Annotated in this window: 15 protein-coding genes and 2 other RNA genes; 7 read left to right on the top strand and 10 right to left on the bottom strand. The window is 60.8% G+C overall.

Translation table 11 applies throughout. The annotated features are described in order from the left end of the window. The first annotated feature begins 212 nt into the window (after positions 1-212). The 3 genes from mscL to ssrA all read left to right on the top strand — a co-directional run bounded on the left by mscL (position 213) and on the right by ssrA (position 1216). Positions 213-674, top strand: coding sequence for a large conductance mechanosensitive channel protein MscL (gene mscL / locus LOZ77_RS10145; protein WP_230279055.1), 462 nt, complete (start codon positions 213-215; stop codon positions 672-674). 30 nt (positions 675-704) lie between these two features. Continuing rightward, on the top strand, positions 705-836 hold the full coding sequence (locus tag LOZ77_RS17845) for a hypothetical protein (protein ID WP_255671120.1): 132 nt from the start codon (positions 705-707) through the stop codon (positions 834-836). Between the two features lie 33 nt (positions 837-869). Beyond that, positions 870-1216, top strand: a transfer-messenger RNA (tmRNA) gene (ssrA, locus tag LOZ77_RS10150). 139 nt (positions 1217-1355) lie between these two features. On the opposite strand, the gene rnpB is transcribed toward ssrA, so the two are convergent. From rnpB to LOZ77_RS10170, 4 genes are all read right to left on the bottom strand, one after another. Then, positions 1356-1796: RNase P RNA component class A (gene rnpB, locus LOZ77_RS10155), an RNA gene on the bottom strand. 59 nt (positions 1797-1855) lie between these two features. Then, positions 1856-2491 carry an N-acetylmuramoyl-L-alanine amidase gene (locus LOZ77_RS10160; protein ID WP_230281842.1) on the bottom strand — a complete coding sequence of 212 codons (636 nt, stop codon included), beginning with the start codon at positions 2489-2491 and terminating at the stop codon, positions 1856-1858. An 85-nt stretch (positions 2492-2576) separates the two neighbouring features. Then, positions 2577-3233: a histidine phosphotransferase family protein gene (locus tag LOZ77_RS10165; protein ID WP_230279056.1), complete on the bottom strand. Its 657-nt coding sequence runs from the start codon at positions 3231-3233 to the stop codon at positions 2577-2579. Positions 3234-3344: 111 nt separating this feature from the next. Next, positions 3345-3728 carry a M67 family metallopeptidase gene (locus LOZ77_RS10170; protein ID WP_230279057.1) on the bottom strand — a complete coding sequence of 128 codons (384 nt, stop codon included), beginning with the start codon at positions 3726-3728 and terminating at the stop codon, positions 3345-3347. 50 nt (positions 3729-3778) lie between these two features. On the opposite strand from LOZ77_RS10170, the gene LOZ77_RS10175 reads away from it, so the two are divergent. The 3 genes from LOZ77_RS10175 to mtgA all read left to right on the top strand — a co-directional run bounded on the left by LOZ77_RS10175 (position 3779) and on the right by mtgA (position 6761). Continuing rightward, positions 3779-4750 (top strand): RluA family pseudouridine synthase, encoded by a 972-nt coding sequence (locus tag LOZ77_RS10175; RefSeq protein WP_370638081.1) that lies wholly within the window; start codon positions 3779-3781, stop codon positions 4748-4750. A 118-nt stretch (positions 4751-4868) separates the two neighbouring features. Beyond that, entirely contained in the window at positions 4869-5771 is a 903-nt protein-coding gene (rpoH, locus tag LOZ77_RS10180) for an RNA polymerase sigma factor RpoH (protein ID WP_230292700.1), read from the top strand. 303 nt (positions 5772-6074) lie between these two features. Then, positions 6075-6761: a monofunctional biosynthetic peptidoglycan transglycosylase gene (mtgA, locus tag LOZ77_RS10185; protein WP_230279060.1), complete on the top strand. Its 687-nt coding sequence runs from the start codon at positions 6075-6077 to the stop codon at positions 6759-6761. 65 nt (positions 6762-6826) lie between these two features. On the opposite strand, the gene LOZ77_RS10190 is transcribed toward mtgA, so the two are convergent. Next, positions 6827-9313 (bottom strand): TonB-dependent receptor, encoded by a 2487-nt coding sequence (locus LOZ77_RS10190; RefSeq protein WP_230279061.1) that lies wholly within the window; start codon positions 9311-9313, stop codon positions 6827-6829. A gap of 304 nt (positions 9314-9617) precedes the next feature. On the opposite strand from LOZ77_RS10190, the gene LOZ77_RS10195 reads away from it, so the two are divergent. After that, positions 9618-10574: a cation diffusion facilitator family transporter gene (locus tag LOZ77_RS10195; RefSeq protein ID WP_230279062.1), complete on the top strand. Its 957-nt coding sequence runs from the start codon at positions 9618-9620 to the stop codon at positions 10572-10574. On the opposite strand, the gene LOZ77_RS10200 is transcribed toward LOZ77_RS10195, so the two are convergent. From LOZ77_RS10200 to tig, 5 genes are all read right to left on the bottom strand, one after another. Then, complete coding sequence (locus LOZ77_RS10200) at positions 10562-11302, bottom strand: trans-aconitate 2-methyltransferase (protein ID WP_230279063.1); 741 nt, start codon at positions 11300-11302, stop codon at positions 10562-10564. The genes LOZ77_RS10195 and LOZ77_RS10200 overlap by 13 nt on opposite strands. 30 nt (positions 11303-11332) lie before the next feature. Beyond that, complete coding sequence (gene clpX / locus LOZ77_RS10205; protein WP_230279064.1) at positions 11333-12589, bottom strand: ATP-dependent Clp protease ATP-binding subunit ClpX; 1257 nt, start codon at positions 12587-12589, stop codon at positions 11333-11335. Between the two features lie 276 nt (positions 12590-12865). After that, positions 12866-13510 (bottom strand): ATP-dependent Clp endopeptidase proteolytic subunit ClpP, encoded by a 645-nt coding sequence (gene clpP, locus LOZ77_RS10210; protein ID WP_230279065.1) that lies wholly within the window; start codon positions 13508-13510, stop codon positions 12866-12868. Between the two features lie 226 nt (positions 13511-13736). Next, a complete protein-coding gene (locus tag LOZ77_RS10215) occupies positions 13737-14648 on the bottom strand; it encodes an intradiol ring-cleavage dioxygenase (RefSeq protein ID WP_230279066.1) in 912 nt (303 codons plus the stop codon). 320 nt (positions 14649-14968) lie between these two features. Then, positions 14969-16627: a trigger factor gene (gene tig / locus LOZ77_RS10220; RefSeq protein ID WP_230279067.1), complete on the bottom strand. Its 1659-nt coding sequence runs from the start codon at positions 16625-16627 to the stop codon at positions 14969-14971. Between the last annotated feature and the right edge of the window lie 42 nt (positions 16628-16669).

Consider the following 16669-nt stretch of genomic DNA (forward strand, 5'->3'; position numbering starts at 1 on the left):
TCCCCTCTCGGTCGACGAAAGACAGTTGCGGGAATACGGCCATTCGCACCCCCTCTCACGACAGATACTATAGGGTGCGCTGCGCGCTCAACAAGGGCAGAGCAACCCTGAATTTAAAAGGGGATTCTTACCGGTCCGCCCAGCCCTATTGCCATATGCCGCCCAGCCGTTAACTCTTGGCGCGTTGCAGACAACAGGGGAAACGGCGTCGCATGCTCACCGAATTCAAGAAATTCATCGCCCGTGGCAATGTGCTCGATCTGGCGGTCGGCGTCGTCATCGGCGCGGCTTTCGGCAAGATCACGACCTCGCTGACCGAAAATATCATCATGCCGCTGCTGGGCTGGATTTTCGGCACGATGGACTGGTCGAACCATTTTATCCTGCTCGGCTCCATCCCCGAGGGGTATGAGGGCGATCCCGCCAATTTCGCCGCCCTGAAAGAAGCGGGCGTGCCGATGATCGGCTATGGCGACCTGATCACCCAGATCATCAATTTCCTGCTGATCGCCTTTGCCCTGTTCCTGCTGGTGCGCGGCGCGAACAAGATCATCGAAGAAGCCGAAAAGCAGAAAAAGGAAGCCGAGGCGACGAGCGAGGAAGAAGCGGTGACCACCGATCCCACGCTCGACGTGCTCAAAGAAATTCGCGACCAGCTGGCTGCCAAGGGCTGATACGCTTCGCACAATACAGGAGATAGCAGGATGGAAGAGCTTCCCGGCTGGCTGGTAATCGGCTGGGGGCTCTTCGTCCTCGGCATGCTGGTGCAAATCGGCACCAGCCTCGACAAGATCGCAAAGGCGCTTGACCGCAAAGAACCGCCCGAAGGCGAGTAGCTGCGTATCGGCCAAGCGCGATTTGTTTCGCGCTCACTTCACATTAAGATCGGGATCGCTATATGGGGCGTGCCGGTTTCGACCGGCTATGGCGATAAATTGCGGTGTGCAATAGGCACAGCGGACCCGGGGGCAGTACCCGGCGGCTCCACCAAATACACCCGTTGTCGGGGAATTGGTATCAGGGGGCCGAACCAGGATCGACGTGTGTTGAAAGGCACTGTTTTCGCCCGGGCTGAGTAACCCGTTAAAGGCTCAAAACCTACAAGTGCCAACGACAACGAAGCACTCGCTCTCGCTGCGTAATTTTACGGCCTAACGGCCCGAATTTACAAAGCTAAAGCGCGGTTGGACCCACCGGGCAACAGAAGCGGATTCCGGGGGCCCGGGGGCGGGCCTAGCAACAGAATCGCCCCCACCTTTCTTCATCTCCGTACCGACACCGAACGCCCCGGTTGCGAACCGGCCCTGTCTTCGCAATAGACGGGAAGTGCGGCGATCAACCGAGCCGTTCAGAAATACGTCGGGGAGCCTGTAAGCCGGGTTCTGTCATGCGAGCGGTATGGTTTTCAACACCAGCCCCGCAAGGGCAGCCATTCATCTCGGCCCTGCGTTGCCGCAGGGCTCCAGCAACCAACCCGGGCGATCACGGGGCGAAACACCCCTGCCCTGACCTTGCGGCCGGGCGCGCCGCCCCTATTCGGTCTTGCTCCGGATGGGGTTTGCCATGCGGACCGCGTTGCCGCGCCCCCGGTGCGCTCTTACCGCACCCTTTCACCCTTGCCTGTGCCGGTTACGGCCATCGGCGGATTGCTCTCTGTGGCACTTTCCCTCGGCTTCGGACGTTCCGGCCTGAACCGTCGTATCCCCGCCGGGCGGGCGTTACCCGCCATCCTTGTTTCGTGGAGCCCGGACTTTCCTCGACGAAGCGAACTTCGACGCGGCTGCCCGGCCCCCCGACGCGCTAGCTTGATAGCGCGAAACGCATGGCTGACAAGTGAATTAAGCGGGGCCGCGGCCTAGCGCGTGACGCCGCGGTCGCGGTCGAGCAGCAAGGCGAACAGCATGGCGCGAATCTCGCCATCGACCTCGCCGTCGATACATTCGGGGCGAAACCGCCGCTGGAACGCGCGCACCGCCGCATGGCCATCGGAAATGTCATAGCCGAACCGTTCCAGCGCCAGAAAGAACGCCCCGTCATTTTCGAACGGATCACCCAGCCGTATACCGGGACGCGGCAGCGCCAGCCGATGTTTCGCCAGCCGTGCCCAGTCGAACATTTCGCCGGGGTCCACCTTGCGCCGCGGGGCTACATCGGAATGGCCCACCACATTCGCCCGCGGAATATCGTGCCGCTTCACGATATCGGCCAGCAGGATGCACAGCGTTTCCATCTGCGGATCGGTAAAGGGTTCATAGCCCCATGTGTGGCCGGGATTGTCCATCTCGATCCCGATGCTGGCCGAATTCACGTCGGTATTGCCGCGCCAGTACGATTTGCCCGCGTGCCACGCGCGCTTGTCCTCATCCACCAGCCGCACCAGCTCGCCTTGGCGCGTGATGCAGTAATGGGCGCTGACTTCCGCCTCGGGATCGCACATGCGGGCGATCGCCTCTTCGACATCAGGCATGTCGGTATAATGCATGACCACCATGCTGACAGGCAGCTTGCGCACGTTGAAATTGGGCGAAGGGCAATCGCGGACCACCGGCAGCCCGTCGCCCGGTTTTGCGCCCTTTTCAGCCACGGGGCAAAATGGCGCCCAGCACCAGCGCCCCGCCCGCGCCTTCTGCCGGGGTCAGCGCGTGCTGCACCCCGCCGCCGCATTCCTGCGCCAACAGGCGGACCAGCATGGCAGGGGCGGTATGGGCCGACAGATCATCCATTGCGATCCCGCCTTCCAGCGCGCGGCCGATATCCTTGTCGAATGCGATCCGCATCCCCTCAGCCCGGACGGCGATTTCATAGCTGCCCTCGCGCTCTTCCGCCGCGATGGCCAGCGTTCCGCCGCGCGGCAGGGCATCGATGCCGATCAGCGCATAGTTCAAAAGCACCTTGGCCGCCGACTTGGACAATTCGGCCACGGATACGGCCCATTGCACGTCGATATCGCGCCCCTCGGCCGCTTGCGCGCGGACCAGTTCCTCGATCTCCGCCGCGGGAAGCTGCGCGTCAAAGCCGCCCGCCGCGCCGAACGCCAGCCGGAAAAAGCGGAGCCGGGTCGCCGTTCGCCGCGCACCTTGCGCCAGCAGATCGATGCATTGTTCGCGCATTTTCGGGTCAGTTTCATCGACCAGCAATTCGATGCCATTCGCCATGCCGCCAACAGGCGACAACAGGTCGTGACACAGGCGCGATGCGATCAGGCTGGCAAGCTGGATGGAATCCGTAGACATTACAAAGGTTCAGCGCTTCCTATTGGCTATGCCCCCGCCATAACCCGATTGTCGGGGGCAAGAAAGCGCCATGCCCCACATTCCACGGCGAATAGCGGCTTTTCGGGCCGGTCAGGGCAGGATTTGCGGCACTAACGGCATAAAACCCGCAACGTCGCTGACGAACCAGCCGATCGCGCCATCGGGCGTCGCGATGGCCCAGACCCGCCCGTCACGCGCCGCCTGCGCCCGATCGGTGGCGGACGGTTCGGGCAGACCGGTGGGATGCGAATGGAAAAAGCCGATCAGCCTTTTGCCGCCGTCCCTCTCGACCTTGTGCGCGGCGATCAGGGCGGCGGGATCGATCTCGAAATGGCGGGCGCGGTCGGTGGCGACATTGGCGGTCGGGCGAAAGGCATCGATATGGGCGCCCTGCCCCAGCAACAATCCGCATGCCTCGTCCGGCACAGCCATGCCGGCGGCAGCGGTCATCGTGTCGATGACGGTTCTTGTCACGGAAAGGTCCAGCACCCATCTTCCATAGCATGGGGGGCAAGCCAATCACCATGGCCGAGGACGATCTGGCGGACAGCGATGATGCCGAACGGATCGAAGGCACGGTCCCGCCGGGCGAAAGGCTGGACAAGGCGCTCAGCCATGCCAGCGGATTGTCGCGCGAAAGGATCAAGGCGCTGATTGCGGATGGCGCGATCACGCTGAACGGCAAGGCGGTCACATCGGGGTCGGCCAAAGCCGCAAGCGAAAGCCCCTTTGCAATCGCCGTTCCTGCCCCCGCGCCCGCACAGGCGGTGCCGCAAAACATTCCGCTCAACGTGGTGTTCGAGGATGAGCATCTGATCATCGTCGACAAGCCCGCGGGTATGGTCGTCCACCCTGCGGCGGGCAATCCCGACGGCACTTTGGTCAATGCGCTGCTGCATCACTGCGCGGGGCAATTATCGGGTATCGGCGGCGTGGCCCGCCCCGGCATCGTGCACCGGATCGACAAGGATACATCGGGCTTGCTGGTCGCCGCCAAAACCGATCTGGCGCATGAGGGGTTGGCGCGGCAATTTGCCGACCATTCGATCGATCGCGCCTATCGCGCCGTGGTCAAGGGTCAGCCCATTCCCGCTGCAGGCACGATCGAGGGACGAATCGGGCGCAGCAGCAAGGACCGCAAGAAAATGGCGGTGCTGGATGATAATGATACGCGGGGAAAACATGCAATTACGCATTTCCGGACGATGAAACTCTTGGCGGGTGCGACTTTGGTCGAATGCACGCTGGAAACGGGGCGCACCCATCAGATCCGCGTTCACATGTCGTCAATCGGTCATGCGCTAATAGGAGACCCTGTCTATGGGCGCTCCGATTCCCGATTTCGACCGATTCTCAATCGGCTATCCTTTCACCGTCAGGCCCTTCACGCGGCCATGCTGGGATTCACCCATCCCGCAAGCGACAAACGGATACAATTTTACAGCGAGATTCCGCTCGATATGGCGGAACTGATCGATACACTCGCTCGTACATAGTGAGAATTTAGGCGGGAAATTCGGGGAAAATACGCCTATAAAAGGAATGTGGTCAGGATTGGGGATGCCCGATTGGGGTCCCGCGACTCTGATCGACGCAAGGAAAGGTTTCGCAGACGTGACGAACACAAAACCAACCGTTCCGGCCCTTGGCGGCGAGCAAAGCCTCAACCGCTACCTGTCGGAAATCAAGAAATTTCCGGTGCTTACGGCTGAGCAGGAATATATGCTCGCCAAGCGCTATGCCGAGCATGAAGATCCTGAGGCAGCGGCCCAGCTGGTCACCAGCCATCTGCGACTCGTGGCGAAAATCGCCATGGGCTATCGCGGCTATGGCCTGCCCGTGTCCGACCTGATCTCCGAAGGCAATGTCGGCCTGATGCAGGGCGTGAAGAAGTTCGAGCCCGATCGCGGCTTCCGCCTCGCTACCTATGCGATGTGGTGGATCAAGGCCTCTATTCAAGAGTTCATCCTGCGGTCCTGGTCGCTGGTCAAGATGGGCACGACCGCTGCGCAGAAGAAGCTGTTCTTCAATCTGCGCCGGATGAAGAAGAACCTCGAAGCCTATGAGGATTCGGATCTTCACCCCGACGATGTGGCAAAGATTGCAACCGATCTCGGCGTACCCGAGCAGGAAGTGATCAATATGAACCGGCGCATGATGATGGGCGGCGATGCGTCGCTCAACGTCTCCATGCGCGCGGACGAGGAAGGATCGGGCCAGTGGCAGGACTGGCTGACCGACGATCGTCCGCTGCAGGACGAAACGGTCGCCGACGCGGAAGAAAAACAGGTCCGTCACGACATGCTGGTCGAGGCAATGGACGTGCTGAACGACCGCGAAAAGCACATTCTGACCGAACGTCGCCTGACCGACGATCCGCAAACGCTGGAAGAGCTTTCGCAGGTCTATGATGTCAGCCGCGAACGCATCCGCCAGATCGAGGTGCGCGCGTTCGAGAAGATCCAGAAGGCGATGAACCGCATTCTGGAAGACCGCATGAGCCCTGCGCTGGCCTGATCGCAACAAACCCGACCGTTACTGCGGGTATTTACTGCAAGCATTGGGCAGCAGATTTTCGCTGCCATCCCGTTGTCGGGCAGGCTATCCTGCTCGACAACGGGATTGGGCTGGCGCGCTTGGCAGTCGGACCAGAGTATCCATGCTAAGGCGCATGGGCGAGAAAATTGCTTTTGACCGCGCCCGGATGAAATCATCCGCGATGGTCCCGCTATCCCACCAAACCCCTGCCCCAAGCGCGAGCAAAAGGCCGCAGTCGCAGAACCGTTTTGCACCGGCCAAAGCTGCGCTAGATGCAGCATCATGATCCGACGCATCACATTCTTTATCGTCAAGCTGATACTCGCTCTTGTCGTACTCAGCCTCCTCCTTACCCTGATGTTCCGTTTTGTGCCCGTGCCGGTCACCGCCACCATGGTCATGGACCAGAACGGCATCACCAAGGACTGGGAGCCGCTGGAGAACATCGACCGCAATCTGGTCCGCGCCGTGATCGCGGCAGAGGATTCCAAGTTCTGCACCCACGACGGTTTCGATGCCGAGGCGATCGCCAGTGCCATGGCACGCAATGCGCAGGTCAAGGCAAATGGGGGCGGACGTATCCGTGGCGGCTCCACCATCAGCCAGCAGACCGCGAAGAATGTCTTCCTTTGGCAGGGCGGCGGCTATTTCCGCAAAGGTCTGGAAGCCTGGTTCACGCTTTTGATCGAGAATATCTGGGGCAAACGCCGGATCATGGAAGTCTATCTCAATATCGCGGAAACCGGCATCGGCACATACGGCGCAGAGGCCGGATCGCAGCGCTATTTCAAGCATTCCGCCGAAACGCTGAGCCGCAGCGAGGCCGCGCGCATGGCCGCTGCCCTGCCGCTGCCCAAGGAACGCGCCGTGGTAAGCCCGTCGGGCTGGCTGCGTCATCACGGCAATACTATCGCATCTCGGATCAATGTGGTGGCGAACGAAGGGCTGGACGCCTGCGTTTACGAATAGGCACGAAAAAGGGCGCGGAGGAAGAACCCTCCGCGCCCGATTTTGCCCGGTTATGATCTGAACGATCAGTAACCGATGATGATCGACAGGCTGCCCGCACGCGGTGCGCCGATCTGGGCAAAGCTTTCACCCGTCAGCGAACCACCGAAGTAGCCGATGTAGTACTCGTCGAAGATGTTGGTGACGTTCAGCTGCAGCGCCATGTTACCACCGGTTGCGAACTCGGCGATGTTATAGCGGGCGTCGAAGTCGACCAGCGTATAGGCCGGCGTCTTCTCGGTGTTCTCGTCGTCGATCCAGCGCTCGCCGGTCCGCTTCGCCTGAACACCCAGTTCCAGATCGCCAAAACGAACCTGACCGCGTGCACCGAACGAGTAGTTCGGAGCGCCCGATTCGCGCTTGCCGGCCGTATCCAGAACGCCGCCGTCAGCGATCACGTCTTCCTTGATTTCGGAGTCGTTATACGAACCGAAAACATAAAGCAGCGTGTTCGATGTCGGCATAAAGGCCACCGAACCGTCGACACCCCACTTATCGACGCGACCCAGGTTACGATAGACCGTCGCACCTTCGCCGTCGTTCGCATTCGGATCGAAGGCCGAAGCCAGACGATCGTTATAGCGGGTATACCAACCGGCCAGCTGTGCCGTCACGCCGCCCTGCTGGAAACGCACGCCAGCGTCGAAGCTGTCGGTGGTTTCCGGAACCGGACGGGCAAAGTCTTCGTCCGACAGGTACAGCGAGTCATACAGCGGATCGGTGCCCGGCACCGAAATGCCCTTGGAGTAGTTTGCGAACAGCGACGCCGCACCGGTTACGTCATAGGTAAAGCCGACGCTCGGCAGCACCTTGTCGTACTTATAGGTGCGCTGCTGCGGCGGGGCGTGATCGGGATTGGCTGCTTCATAGGCGGTCATGTCCTGACCGGGGTTCGGACAATCGACGAAGCCGCTGATCGAGGTGGTGTAGCAGTTCTGGTTCAGCTCACGCTTGAAGAAAGGCGCGCGCAGGCCCAGCACGGTCGTCAGGTCGCCGAAACGGCCGCGATATTCACCCGAAACCTGATGCAGGATCGCATAGGAAAGGCGATCGCGCTTGTTCACTTCCACGCCGTTCAAATCCAGCAGCGGATTGTCGATCGCGAACACGTCGCTCGGCTCGCCGTTCTGCAGCATATAGGTGATCTGGCCGGTCTGACGGTGACGTGCACGGTCCCAAGTATAGGCCAGGCGGACGCGGTGGTCGTTGTTGATCTCGTACAGCAGGTTGGCCAGCACGCCGTAACGGTCGGTCTGGGTCTGGCTGGGATCGTTACCGGCAATACGGTCGAGCAGATCGCCGTCGCCGTTCAGGTCGCGACCGAAGTAATAGCCGCCGTTGAATGCGCCGGTATAGTTTACGCCGTCGATGGTGAAAAAGGCTTCACGCGGATCGTCGGGGCCGCCGCCATTGGCTTTGACGTATTGATAGCTGGGGTCCACGGTCAGGATCAGATTATCCATCAGCGTGAAGCGCGACGAACCGCGGATGTTGCCCGTGTCCGACGGGTTGTAACGGCGATAGAAGGGTTCGCCGCACTCGCTGCTGTCGTCATAGCGTTCCGAAACGCCGTTCTGACCACCGCCCTGATAGATTAGGCCCGGCTCGACGGTGCAGGGATAGCCCGCTTCGGATTCCTTGTCATAGACGGTGAAGCGATCGCGCTTTGAGAATGTGCCGTCATAGTAGCCCATCAGATCGCTAAGGCTTTCCGAACCCGCGAAATTGTTGCGGTTCTGGTTCCAGTGACCGGCAACCGATACGAAATCGCCGTTGCTGCCAAGGTCCTGATAGATACGCGCGTTCAGCTGCGTCTTATCGACCTTGCCATAGGGGTTATAGGGAACGCCATAGGTCTGGTAGCTGGCCGAGATGAACGCCTTGGTGCCGAAGCCGGTGATGTCGCCGGTATCGATCATCCCGAAGCCGCGCATATACAGGCTGTCGTCATAGCTGCCCTTGGACAGCACATCGCCGACCGTCATGGTCGTGGTGACCTTGAAGCTGTCGCTGGGAACGCGGGTACGCAGGTTGACCGTACCGCCCGAAGCCGAAGCCGTGGGGCTGTCGATGTCGGTCACACCAAGGTTGACGTTCACCTGCTCCAGAATTTCGGAATCGACCTGCTGGTTGGTGTAAAGCGCATAGTTGCCCGAATCGTTCAGCGGCAGACCGTCAAGCGTCTGCGACACGCGGTCGGCGCCGAAGCCGCGGATCGTGAAGCCGCCGCCCATCGAACCCCACGGGTCGTTGTTCTGGAAGCTGACGCCGGGAACCAGGTTGATGATGTCGTTGACCGTCTGGCCGGGGCGCTGACGACGGATAACTTCCTCGGTCAACACCTGCTTGGCGCGCGGCGTTTCCGGAATCTCGACACCGCCGACATCGGTCGACAGAGCGCCGGTAACGACGATTTCGTCTTCAAAGTCGATCGAGCCGGTCGACTGTGCGTGCGCGGCGGCAGGCACTGCCACTGCGATGATCGCGGTGCTGCGAAGAAGCAATTTCTTCATGGCTGAATTGGTCCCTGAATGGTTTTGCGAACGGCAGGCCGCTTGGAAATTCGCGCCCTTGCTGCGCCGCGCCATAAGCGGAGATTTATGACGAGCAAGTGACAACAGAAACCGGTTTGGCCGACTTACTTTTGTCATAAGCCCGCAAAACCGCAGTTTTCCTTGATCTTCAAGGCGTTTCAGCAGCACGCAATAAAATGCCGATGACTGACAGAAAGGTCAGTTCATTGTGCACTGCGGCATTTTTGCAACGATTATCACAAGCCACTTTCGCCTTGCGCATAAGCCGCTAAGAATCGTCGGCATGGGTCTCGCGCATCATCATTCACACGATCATCACCATGGACATTCGCACGGGCATGGCCACGGCCATTCACACAGCCATGCTCCCGCCAGTTTCGACCGGGCCTTTGCGATCGGCATTGCACTGAATACCGTGTTCGTCGCTCTGGAAGCGGGGGCCGGTTTCTGGTTCGGGTCGATGGCGCTGGTGGCCGATGCGGGGCACAATCTGTCCGATGTTCTCTCGCTGCTGATCGCATGGGGCGCCAGCGCAGCGGCGCGACGGCCGCCTTCGGAACGCTTTACCTATGGGCTCAAATCCAGCTCGATCCTTGCCGCCATGGCCAATGCAGCGCTGCTGCTGGTCGCGCTGGGGGCTATCGCGATAGAGACCGTGCGGCGGCTGTTCGATCCCGCTCCGGTCGAACCGGGCGCGGTCATGATCGTGGCGGGCATCGGGATCGTCATCAATACGGTGACCGCCCTGCTGTTCATGCGCGGCAAGGACGACGATCTGAACATACGCGGTGCCTATCTGCATATGGCCGCCGATGCGGCTGTTTCGGCAGGCGTGGTGATCGCAGGGCTGCTGATCGCGCTGACGGGGCTGAACTGGATCGATCCGGTGGCGGGTCTGGTCATCGTGGCGATCATCGCGGTCGGCACATGGGGGCTTTTGAAGGATTCGGTGAAGATGGGCCTGCTCGGCGTCCCCGACGGGATCGACATGGCCCAGGTGCGCGGCGTGCTGGAAAGCGAAGCGGGCGTTGTCGCCGTCCACGATCTGCACGTCTGGCCGATGAGCACGACGGAAAATGCTTTAACGGCCCATCTCGTCATGCCGGGCGGCCATCCGGGCGACGAAGTGCTCGACGCGCTGGCCCACAGGCTGGAGCATGATCATGGCATCGGCCATGTTACCTTGCAGGTCGAAACGGGGCATGCCGGTTGCCGGTTGGCCAGCGATCACATCGTCTGACGCTTGCGATAGAGCACCGCTCTCTCGCTGATAGTGTCGATGCGGCGATTGTCGGGGCCGTACATCACAGTCATCGGGTCATGGTCCGCCATGGTGAAGCGATCGGCTTCATAGGCGGCAGCAACCGCACAATCGGCAAAACGGAAATGGCTGTGCCAGATCGCCAGCCATCCGCCTGGCGCCAGCACCCTGTCCAAACGCGCAACGCCCGCCGCAAACCGTGCAAAGGGCATGATCGCGGTGCAGGTCGCGGGCGCGTCATCCTCCAGCGATCCGTGGCGAAATACGGCCATTGCCAGAATGGCGTCGAATGTCTCGTCCGGATCAGGCGCATCGGCGATGCGATAAGACGACAGCGAATGCCCGTCCTGCTCGCGCGCCTTGGCGATTGCCAGCCTGTTCGGATCCAATCCCACGATCTCGGCATGCGGCAGATGGCGACGCAGGCTGCGTACTTCCTCACCCGAAGCGCAACCGTAAGAGAGAATGCGCGGCCTTTCCATGCCGTCCAGCTTGCGGGCCAGTTCGGCGAACAGCAGCGGATAACGGTCTTCCCCCGTGGTCGGAAAGGGCTGAAAAAGATCGATCGACGGATCGTTCATCAACCGGTGCTTTTCGCGCCGCACGGGGTCTAGCCGGCGCATGATCGCACGCGTGCAGGGGGCCAGAATCGGGATCGCCCCAAGAAAAGCGCGGCCACGACCGGTCGAATGGTCGGGCCGCGCCAATTCTTGTCCGCCAATGCGCGCCTACGCGATTTAGGCAGCGGCTTCCTTGCCCTTCAGAACCTGCACAGGCTCTTTCCGGCCATCGACTACGTCCTTGTCGACCACCACTTCGGAAACGCCTTCCAGCGTGGGCAGATCGAACATGGTGTCGAGCAGAATCGCCTCGACGATCGAACGCAGGCCGCGTGCACCGGTCTTACGCTGGATCGCCTTTGCGGCAATCGCTTCCAACGCATCGTCGGTGAAGGTCAGTTGCACATCCTCAAGCTCGAACAGCTTCTGGTACTGCTTGACCAGCGCGTTCTTGGGCTCTTTCAGGATCTTGACCAGCGCCTCGACATCAAGGTCTTCCAGCGTGGCGATCACCGGTAGACGGCCCACGAATTCGGGGATCAACCCGAATTTCAGAAGGTCTTCCGGCTCTGCCTTCGACAGCAGTTCGCCCACCTTGCGCTTTTCGGGATCGGCGACATGCGCGCCGAAGCCGATCGAACGCTTTTGCAGACGGTCGGAAATCAGTTTTTCCAGACCCGCGAAGGCGCCGCCACAGATGAACAGGATGTTCGTCGTATCGACCTGCAGGAATTCCTGCTGCGGATGCTTGCGCCCACCCTGCGGCGGAACGCTGGCTGTGGTGCCTTCCATCAGCTTCAGCAACGCCTGCTGCACGCCCTCGCCCGATACGTCGCGCGTGATCGAGGGGTTTTCGGCCTTGCGCGTGATCTTGTCGATCTCGTCGATATAGACGATGCCGTGCTGCGCCTTCTCGACATTATAGTCGGACGACTGAAGCAGCTTGAGGATGATGTTCTCGACATCCTCACCAACATAGCCGGCTTCGGTCAGAGTCGTGGCATCGGCCATGGTAAAGGGCACGTCGAAAGTACGCGCCAGCGTCTGGGCCAGCAGCGTCTTGCCCGAACCGGTCGGACCGACCAGCAGGATGTTCGACTTTGCCAGTTCGACGTCGCTCGACTTCCCCGAATGGCGCAGGCGCTTGTAATGGTTGTGCACCGCGACGGAAAGCACGCGCTTCGCCCGGTCCTGACCGATCACATAGTCGTTCAGTGTCTCGAAAATCTCGATCGGAGGGGGAACGCCTGCATCTTTCTTGCCCGCGATGCCCGCCTTCGTTTCCTCGCGGATGATGTCGTTGCAAAGCTCGACACATTCGTCGCAGATGAAAACGGTGGGTCCGGCGATCAGCTTGCGCACCTCGTGCTGCGACTTCCCGCAGAAGCTGCAGTACAAAGTGCTCTTGCTGTCCGATCCGCTAACTTTGGTCATAAAAGTCTCGTAAAACGCCCGCAGATTCGGGCCAAACTCAAACTTACGCGGCTGTCACAGAGAATCAACCGCAGGCGCACAACACACCCGGCCATACAGTGCATAAATGCAACGCCCTGTATATCCGATTAAAGAGTCAATGCGCATAGCGAAAATGCTAAGCCGGGCGGGCATCGCCTGCCCCTTTCGGGCCGGAACGCGACAACGCTGCACAGGCCCGAAAGCAATGGGAGGCCGGCAGGCATGCTGCGCCCGCCGGCCACCTGTTAAGCGATATCAGGCTTCGCCGCCCGCCGCGTCGGCGCGCGACACGAATACCTTGTCGACGATGCCGAATTCCTTGGCTTCCTCTGCCTCGAGGAAGGTGTCGCGATCCATCGCACGCTCGATCTCTTCGAGCGGCTTACCGGTGTATTTCACGTAAAGCTCGTTCATCCGGCGACGGATGCGCAGGATTTCGCGGGCCTGAATCTCGATATCCGATGCCATGCCCTGCGCGCCGCCCGAGGGCTGGTGCACCATGACGCGCGCGCTGGGAAGCGCGATGCGCATGCCAGGTTCACCCGCGGCCAGCAAGAAGCTGCCCATGGACGCCGCCTGACCAATACACACGGTCGATACGCGCGGCTTGATATATTGCATCGTGTCATGGATCGCCATGCCCGCCGTTACGACGCCGCCCGGCGAGTTGATATACATCGAGATATCCTTGGTGCTGTCTTCCGATTCAAGGAAGAGCAGCTGCGCCACGATCAGCGATGCCATATGGTCTTCGACCTGTCCGGTAACGAAGACGATGCGTTCGCGCAAAAGGCGCGAGAAAATGTCGAAGCTGCGTTCGCCGCGGCTGGTCTGTTCGACGACCACGGGCACGAGCGCGCCGGTTTCGGGGTCGATCCGCATGTTCCCGATCTGATTCATGAAATCCTCTGTGCAATCTGGAACGCCTATGTCGCGATTGCCCGTCGCTTGTTCAACCCCGTTTACCGCGCCCTCCACTGCCCGATGCGGAACGGGACAGTCTGCCCGACCACCAAATCACGCAAAACGCCCGGCGGGGGACTGGTCCGCCGGGCGTCACCCTTGACCGCCAAGGGCATTTGCAAGGACGGCATCGTTGCCTAAGTGTGAGAAAATTGTGGCTTCCTCAGGTGGCGAGGCCGACCGTCACTTCAGCCATGTAACCGGCCGATACCGAACCTGACGCAGTTGCCGTCATGGCCTCTATCTGGTCGCTGGAATTGTCGCCAAACACATTGTCGCCGCTGATCGATTCCCCGGCATAATTCGACAGGCTGCTCTTATATCCATCGCTGGCATAGACCACGTCGTTCACCGCATCGGGCATCGCGATCTGCGAGACGAGCAGGGCGTAACGACCGCTGGTGGCATTATCGATCGAGGAATAGACCTCGAAGTGAATGTGCGGGAAACGGCCATTATAGCAACCGGGCCAGATGGTGGTGAAGGTCACCTCGCCGTTCTCGTCAGCCACCTGGGCACCGCGTAGCCAGCTTTCATTGGGCTGGTCGTAAAGCGAATATTCGCCTTCGACATCGCAATGCCAGATATAGACGGCATAGCCTTCCAGTGTGGCGCAGCTGTCATTCACATCGACAAGCTTCAGCGTAATGGCAAGCTCCACGCCCTCAACCGTCGTCGTGGAACTGCCCAGAAAGCTGGACCGGATGTCGCTGCGCACGACGCCGCTTTCGCTCAGTACGTTGGAGCTGAGGCCGCGCGAACGATTAGTGCCGTCGGCGGGATAAGGGCCATTGGTTTCCGTGGCAAAAGCGGTGCAGCTGCCCGAGGAGGATGTCGATCCGGTTGAAGAGCCACTTCCCGTGCCAGTCGAGCCGGTGCCGGTAGAAGTCGATCCGTCGCCACTGATGGTGACACTGCTATCGCCGCTGGCCGATGTTTCCGAACCGCCGCAGCCTGCCAGCACCAACGCGCCGCCACCGACGCCGATCAGGCCAAGCGCGCGGCGTCTGCCAAGCCTGATCCGCTCGATCTCTTTCAGATCGGCCTGCAGGCCTGCATGGTGATGTTCGCTCATAATTCAATCCATTTTGCGTTGCCGGTCAATGCGGCGAAGCATCAGGCTTGAATTGGATTGGCTGCCACTTGCAACCGTCGGCAGGCCGTCCGCGACATTTTGCGACACGATGGTGAACAAGCGACACGAACGTGACGAAAGCGATACGCAGGAGACCGGCTTGCGACAGATCTCGCCAAGCGGCTGATGCCAGCGCGTACGCATAGGGGGCCGGGTAGCCGCCAGCGATTCGCGACCTCATTGAAGTTCGCCGAACCAACGAAAAGGGCCGCAAGGCTTTCGCCTGCGGCCCTTTCCTCTTCGGGTCTTGCCGGTTTCGATTACTCGGCAGTGTCCTTGGCTGCCGCCTTCTTAGCGGCAGGCTTCTTGGCAGGAGCCTTCTTCGCAGCGGGCTTCGCTTCACCTTCGGCAGCAGCCTTCTTGGCCGGAGCCTTGCGGGCGGGGGCCTTCTTCGCGGTGGGCTTCGCCTCAGCTTCGCCTTCGGCTGCGTCGTCAGCCTTCTTGGCAGGGGCCTTCTTCGCCGGAGCCTTCTTCGCAGCAGGCTTGGCTGCGCCTTCGGCCGCATCGTCGGCCTTCTTGGCCGCAGGCTTCTTGGCAGGAGCCTTCTTCGCCGGAGCCTTCTTTGCCGCAGGCTTAGCTTCTGCGTCGCCTTCCTCGGCCTCGATCGCGGCCTGCAGTTCTTCGCGCGTCACTTCGCGTTCGGTCACTGCCGCCTTGTCGAACAGGAAGTCGACGACCTTGTCCTCATACAATGGCGCACGAAGCTGGGCGGCTGCCATCGGTTCGGACTGGACATATTCCATGAAGCGCTGACGGTCTTCGGGGCGATATTGCTGCGCAGCCTGCTGCACCAGCATCTGCATTTCCTGACCGGTCACTTCCACGCCATTGGCCTGGCCGATTTCCGAAAGCAGGAGGCCCAGACGCACGCGGCGTTCGGCGATCTTGCGGTAATCGTCCTTCTCCGCCTCGATTTCCTTCATCGCGGCTTCGGGGTCTTCCTCGTGGCTCGCTTCGTGCTGAAGCTGCTGCCAGATCTGCTCGAACTCGGCATCGACCATCTGGCCGGGGACGGGGAAATCATGGCCGGCGGCCAGCGCGTCAAGCAGCTGCCGCTTCATCTGCGTGCGGGTCAGGCCGGCGGTTTCCTGCTCCAGCTGCGCCTTGAGCAGTTCCTTAAGCTTGTCGAGACCTTCGAGGCCGAGCGTCTTGGCGAACTCGTCGTCGATTTTGGTTTCGCCCGGAACCTTCACCGCCTTCACGGTGATGTCGAAGGTCGCTTCCTTGCCTGCCAGATGCGCGGCGGGATAATCTTTGGGGAAAGTGACCGTAATGGTCTTTTCCTCGCCGGTCTTCGCACCGGTCAGCTGTTCCTCGAAACCGGGGATGAAGCGGCCCGCGCCGATTTCCAGCGGAGCGTCCTCGGCCTTGCCGCCTTCGAATTCCTCGCCGTCCAGCTTGCCGACGAAATCGATGATCAGCTGGTCGCCTTCACCGGCCTTGTGCGTTTTCTTCGCATCGACAAAGCTCTTCTGACCTTCTGCGAACTTGGCCACCGCCTCGTCCACGGCTTCGTCGCTGACGGGAACGATCAGGCGTTCCAGCTTCAGACCATCGGTATTCGGCGTTTCGATCGCGGGCAGCACTTCCAGCTCGATCGCGACTTCGGCGTCCTTGCCTTCTTCATAGCCCTCGCCAAGCGTCACGGCGGGCTGCATCGCGGGACGCAGCTTGTTTTCGGCCATCACCTTGTCGACGCTTTCGCGCACGGTCTTGTTCAGCACGTCGGCGTGGATCGCCTCGCCATGCATCTTCTTGACCAGATTGGCGGGGACCTTGCCGGGGCGGAAGCCGGGCATGCGGACCTGCGGGGCGATCTTCTTGATCTCGGCAGTGACCTTGTCGGCAATCTCGCCGGCGGGGATCTTGACGGTGTAAGCGCGGGCAAGCCCGTCATTCTTGGTTTCGGAAATCTGCATGATGTCTCTTTCAGGCGTCGCTGTATTGCGTTCTGTGTGGGT

It is taken from the genome of Croceicoccus sp. Ery15, from assembly GCF_020985305.1.
In the GTDB taxonomy this organism is placed as follows: Bacteria; Pseudomonadota; Alphaproteobacteria; order Sphingomonadales; family Sphingomonadaceae; genus Croceicoccus.

Coding starts and splice junctions, on each gene's coding strand:
- LOZ77_RS10215 (WP_230279066.1), bottom strand. CDS start 14,648: ATGAGCGAACATCACCATGCAGGCCTGCAGGCCGATCTGAAAGAGATC.
- clpP (WP_230279065.1), bottom strand. CDS start 13,510: ATGAATCAGATCGGGAACATGCGGATCGACCCCGAAACCGGCGCGCTC.
- LOZ77_RS10165 (WP_230279056.1), bottom strand. CDS start 3,233: ATGTCTACGGATTCCATCCAGCTTGCCAGCCTGATCGCATCGCGCCTG.
- mscL (WP_230279055.1), top strand. CDS start 213: ATGCTCACCGAATTCAAGAAATTCATCGCCCGTGGCAATGTGCTCGAT.
- LOZ77_RS10195 (WP_230279062.1), top strand. CDS start 9,618: ATGGGTCTCGCGCATCATCATTCACACGATCATCACCATGGACATTCG.
- LOZ77_RS10175 (WP_370638081.1), top strand. CDS start 3,779: ATGGCCGAGGACGATCTGGCGGACAGCGATGATGCCGAACGGATCGAA.
- LOZ77_RS10190 (WP_230279061.1), bottom strand. CDS start 9,313: ATGAAGAAATTGCTTCTTCGCAGCACCGCGATCATCGCAGTGGCAGTG.
- tig (WP_230279067.1), bottom strand. CDS start 16,627: ATGCAGATTTCCGAAACCAAGAATGACGGGCTTGCCCGCGCTTACACC.
- LOZ77_RS10160 (WP_230281842.1), bottom strand. CDS start 2,491: ATGGTGGTCATGCATTATACCGACATGCCTGATGTCGAAGAGGCGATC.
- clpX (WP_230279064.1), bottom strand. CDS start 12,589: ATGACCAAAGTTAGCGGATCGGACAGCAAGAGCACTTTGTACTGCAGC.
- LOZ77_RS17845 (WP_255671120.1), top strand. CDS start 705: ATGGAAGAGCTTCCCGGCTGGCTGGTAATCGGCTGGGGGCTCTTCGTC.
- mtgA (WP_230279060.1), top strand. CDS start 6,075: ATGATCCGACGCATCACATTCTTTATCGTCAAGCTGATACTCGCTCTT.